The organism is Synechococcus sp. R6-10, from assembly GCF_047461815.1.
Classification (GTDB): Bacteria; Cyanobacteriota; Cyanobacteriia; order Thermostichales; family Thermostichaceae; genus Thermostichus.
This window is the reverse complement of the sequence record NZ_JANSHW010000310.1, coordinates 1-4,702: the sequence shown is the minus strand read 5'-3', so window position 1 is coordinate 4,702 and position 4,702 is coordinate 1. Positions and strand designations below refer to the sequence as shown.

Here is a 4,702-nt window from a genome sequence, read left to right as displayed (position 1 = left end):
TGTCTCTGCCATTCTACGGTCATCCTATGGAATTGTTGGGGGAGTTTGTGTGTCTCTCGATACAAAAGATCCCCGGGCTGGCACGGGCTTTTGGGTGCTCCGGAGGGGATATTCTTTGAAGCAACTCTTGAGGTTAATTAAAAGAATTATTAAAAAGCCTGTCCTGCCGACGTGAAGGGCTATGCGTCGCCGTTTTCAAGGTTAAACCGCTTCTGGCTCCCGAACTTGTTCTACCCGTACATCGACACGCTTGGGAAGGAACCAGGCTCCTATTAGTTAGAACTGCTCTCATTAGAAAGAACCTCAGCTAGCCCTGGAAAAGGGATCCCTGCCAGACCCAGGATGGCTAATTCCGCGGGCGTGGGATCCCCGATGCATCCAAGGCAAGAGAGGAAGACTGATGGATACAACTCCACCACTCAACCGAGTAACAGCATAGCTCTATTGAGATTAGCTTTCAATAGCGTGCCGGCAAAGTAGGGGTCCTCTTTGATAAAGACTTGCATTAAGCTTGAGGAGTCTGGTAGAGTGCTTACCCAAGTAGCAATTGCTAAAGATTTGCAGTTAAGTCTTCTCAGGAGAACAAGCTGCGGAGTGGCAAGCATGGCATGGCAACAGGTTCAGGCGGGGGTGTGGTGTAGGCAGTTGGGGCAATTGGCGCCTCAGTGGTGGTTGGGCTGGAGTCTGGAGCAGGGCTTTCGGCTCTACCGCAAAGAAGTTTCCTCTGCTCTGCCTTCTCTCTCTGCTTTGAGGATTCGCTACCAAGAGCGAGATGGCTGGCTGGACGTGTTTCTGGGAGAAGCGGAGCAATGTAACCGACGACGGCGCAGCCTTTTGGATCCGGCAGCGCGGGTAGCCTTGCACTACATGCCGGAAGATTTAGCTCAGATTCAGTCCCTAAAGTGTCCTCACGAGCGCATTCCTCCGCAGCTTTGGCAGCGGCTAACCCAGCAGCCGGGTTGAGGACTGTTGAAGGTTAGAGGGCTATTTATTGTTTTTATTGTTTCAGATGGATCCAGTCCGCTGCGGCAACCGATCCTGCCTCTTCTCGCCTTTCCAGTTCTTCTGGAGAGCGGTAGCCTGTTTTTTTCTTCCTCTAGGCAGGCTTAAGCTGGAGAACGAAGAGTAGCGGCTGCGGCCATGACTGTTTCTAAGCACCAACCCAAGCAGCGCTCCCAGCAGCAGGTCGAGGGGCTGACTTCTCGCCGCCTTTTGAAGGGATCCATCATCGGAGCTGGGCAGGTGGGCATGGCCTGTGCCTACTCGATGGTAATCCAGAACACTCTGGATGAGCTGGTCCTTCACGACATCGACCGCAACAAGCTGGAAGGGGAAGTGATGGATCTGGTGCACGGGATCCCCTTTGTGGAGCCGACGCGGATACGGGCAGGGGAACTGGCGGATTGCGCCGGGTCAGATGTAGTGATTTTAACGGCAGGGGCTAAGCAGCGGCCTGGAGAAACCCGTTTGGATTTGGTGCAGCGCAACGTCGAGATCTTCAAAGGCTTGATCCCGGCCTTGATGGCGCATTGCCCTGACACACTCCTTTTGGTGGTGAGCAATCCCGTTGACATCATGACTTACGTTTCCCTGAAGTTGTCGGGGTTGCCGGCAGGGCAGGTAATTGGGTCGGGGACGGTTTTGGACACAGCCCGCTTTCGCTATCTTTTGGCGGAGCGCCTGGGGGTGGATCCGCGTAGCCTGCACGCCTACATCATCGGCGAACATGGAGATAGCGAGGTGGCCGTTTGGAGCAAGGTGAACATCGCCGGCACCCCGATTGGGGAACTCTCGCCGGACTGGGATCCCGCCTATTTGGGGGATATCTTCGAGCAGGTGCGCAACGCTGCCTACGAGATCATCCGTCGCAAAGGGGCCACCAGCTACGCCATCGGGTTAGGGGTGACGCAAATTGTCCAAGCCCTGCTGCGGGATCAACACCGCGTTTTGACGGTGAGCAGCCTCACCCAAGGGGAGTACGATCTGCCAGAGGTCTGTCTCAGCTTGCCCAGAGTGGTCGGGCGGCAGGGGGTGGAACGCACGCTGGCCATGTCCCTCACCGAGAGCGAGCGCAAGCAGCTGCACCGCTCGGCCCAGATCTTGCGGCAAGTCATCGACAGCATCCGGTGGTAGCCTAGATCTCCTGGACTTTTGTCGCTCCCCTCCAAGCTGGGGGATCCCTTGGTCAGTGGGCGAGGGCCGCAGCTGGCGGCAGGAGGTGGTCTATGGAAGCAGAGGTGCAACAGGGGCAGCAATCGCCTGAGGGCCAACTGGAGAAGCGCCCCCCTTCTCCGCCTTGGGCCGGGATCCCCTTACAGAGGGGCCTCGGTCACCGGGTACGGCAGCACGTCAATCCCCTGCAGGCACAGTATCAGCAGCCCGCCCCCCCACCCCATTGGGAACGGGTATACCGGCGGCTGGGGCAGCCCTTTCATCTGGATATCGGCACAGGGAGCGGACGATTTCTGCTGCGCCTCGCTCAGGAGCAGCCCGACTGGAACTTCCTAGGGGTAGAGATTCGGCAGGCGCTGGTGGAGCGGGCCAATGCCTGGCGGGATGAGCTGGGGCTGGATAACGTCCATTTTCTGTTTGCCAACATCAACATCTCTCTGCGGCATCTGTTTGCGCCGGGGGATCTCAGCCGCGTAACCATCCTATTTCCGGATCCCTGGTTCAAAAAGCGCCATCACAAACGGCGGATCGTCCAGCCCCAACTGGTGGCGGATCTGGCTCTGCTGCTGCGACCGGGCAGCCCTGTCTTCCTGCAATCGGATATCCAAGAGGTGGCCGAAGAAATGGCAGCTCGATTTTTAGAGCATCCGCAGTTTTGGGATCCCCACCAGGGGCCTTTGGACTCCAATCCCCTCGGCATCCCCACGGAGCGGGAGTGGCACTGCCTACAACTGGGCCTGCCCATCTATCGCTATTGGCTGGAGCGACGGTGACAACAGGACAAATCCGTAATGCAGTAATAACAACTCCATTCCGCCAAGACAATACAGAAGATAGGATATAACCCGCTTGAGTTGGATCCGTCGCCGCAATGTCTCACTCTGAAACCACGGCCTCTGCCGACCCCTCTTCTGCTCGGCTTTCTGTTCGCCGTGGGATCCTCAACCTGCTGAGCCTATTGGCCATTGTGATTGTCGGGCTTTCTCTTTCCAGCAGTTGGTTTCAGCCGCCGCCCCAAACGCAGTTGGATTTGTTGCAAACCGATCTCGCCCTGCAGGCTTCCCGCACCCTCGATGATCCCCGCTATCAGGATCTGGCACAGGCACTTTTGGGTCAGGATGTGTTCAAGGTGGCCCAAAATCGCTATCAGCAGACCGCCGATAACTACACCGAACGCCTGAAACGTTTGAAACGGCTGGCCCGTTTAACTCCTGCTGGCGAATCTGAGGCGGCCAGCCCAGAACTGGCCCAATCTCCAGAGGTGGATCCCGCCCTTTTGGCCTCCATGCAAGATTTGCAGACGGAGCTGGATGCACTGTGGCTGCGCCTTGGCTTGCTCTATGCCTACCAAGAAGATCTGGAAGCTGCTCGGCAGCAATGGCAGCAGATCATCGACCTGGAACGTCCCGTGGAGCTGGAATCGAGCCAAAAGGGGGCAGCGCGGGTTTTGCAAGGGCTGTGGGGAACACCGCGGCGCATCTTGCCAGAGGCGGAGGTGCAGATTCGCAATCATCTGGATGGTTGGTTTGAGGCGGTGGCTCTGCAACAGCTTTACCGACTGCAGCAGCGCAGCGATAGCCTAAATGCCCTCAACCAACAGCAGGAAAAATTGGCCTTGGCGGCTCTATTTCGACTGGCGGTGGTGGGCGGGATCCCCGTGCTGGGGGCGCTGCTGGGGTTGATGCTCTTGTTGGGCTGGCTGGGCTGGAGCCTTTGGCGCAAACGTCCGCTCCTGGGCCCTGCTTGGGAAGTGCCTTGGCCGGGGATCGGGGCGCAAGCGGTGTTGACCGGCTGGTTTTTGGGGTTTATCGCCCTCAACGCTTTGGTGCCTCGACTTTACATCATCATCCTCGGCCTGGGGGCACGGCAGCTCAGCCCTTGGCAGCAGGCGGTAGCCCTGTTTCTCACCTACAATTCCGGCGCTTTGCTGGGGGCAGGGTTATTGTACCGTCTCTTGCACGCCTACCCCGGCTGGCAGAGGGTGCTGCAGGTGCGGTTGTGGGGTCCTTGGCTGCTGTGGGGCTTGTGTGGCTACTGGGTGGCCTTGCCTTTGGTGGTGCTGGCAGCGGCACTCTCGCAATTGCTGCTACCGCAGGCGGGGGGTGGGAATCCCATTTTGCCCCTGCTGCTGGATAGCCATGGTTGGGGGGCGCGGTTGGTGTTTTTGGCCGTGGTGTCTGTCTGTGCCCCTGTTTTTGAGGAGGTGCTGTTCCGGGGCTTTTGGCTGCCTACTCTAAGCCGCTACCTGCCTATGGGGGCCGCCATTGGGCTTAGCGCCTTCACCTTTGCCCTTGCCCACCTCAACCTCTCTGATCTGCTGCCTCTGACCATGCTGGGGGTGGTGCTGGGGGTGGTGTACAGCCACAGCCGCAACCTGCTGGCTCCCATCCTACTGCACAGCCTCTGGAATACGGGATCCCTGGTGACGCTGCTGGTGCTAGGGGGTGCGCGTTAAGGGGGGCTCTGCCTACTTTTTCCTGCCGAAGAAGCGGCTCAAGAACCCGCCGTTGTCTTCTTTGCGGGGAGGCGG

4 protein-coding genes are annotated in these 4,702 nt (G+C 58.4%); all 4 read left to right on the top strand.

Features of this window, described 5'->3' with window-relative positions:
• The first annotated feature begins 603 nt into the window (after nucleotides 1-603).
• Nucleotides 604-963, top strand: coding sequence for a hypothetical protein (locus NW837_RS09280; protein WP_011433745.1), 360 nt, complete (start codon nucleotides 604-606; stop codon nucleotides 961-963).
• A gap of 249 nt (nucleotides 964-1,212) precedes the next feature.
• Entirely contained in the window at nucleotides 1,213-2,133 is a 921-nt protein-coding gene (locus NW837_RS09275) for an L-lactate dehydrogenase (RefSeq protein WP_011433746.1), read from the top strand.
• A gap of 92 nt (nucleotides 2,134-2,225) precedes the next feature.
• Nucleotides 2,226-2,945, top strand: coding sequence for a tRNA (guanosine(46)-N7)-methyltransferase TrmB (gene trmB / locus NW837_RS09270; RefSeq protein ID WP_414330924.1), 720 nt, complete (start codon nucleotides 2,226-2,228; stop codon nucleotides 2,943-2,945).
• 98 nt (nucleotides 2,946-3,043) lie between these two features.
• Nucleotides 3,044-4,627, top strand: a complete 1,584-nt coding sequence (locus NW837_RS09265; protein ID WP_414330921.1) for a type II CAAX prenyl endopeptidase Rce1 family protein — start codon at nucleotides 3,044-3,046, stop codon at nucleotides 4,625-4,627.
• Nucleotides 4,628-4,702 lie beyond the last annotated feature (75 nt).

Bases quoted from the DNA above. Each gene is read 5' to 3' on its own strand.
- NW837_RS09280 (WP_011433745.1), top strand. From the start codon at position 604: ATGGCATGGCAACAGGTTCAGGCGGGGGTGTGGTGTAGGCAGTTGGGG.
- trmB (WP_414330924.1), top strand. From the start codon at position 2,226: ATGGAAGCAGAGGTGCAACAGGGGCAGCAATCGCCTGAGGGCCAACTG.
- NW837_RS09265 (WP_414330921.1), top strand. From the start codon at position 3,044: ATGTCTCACTCTGAAACCACGGCCTCTGCCGACCCCTCTTCTGCTCGG.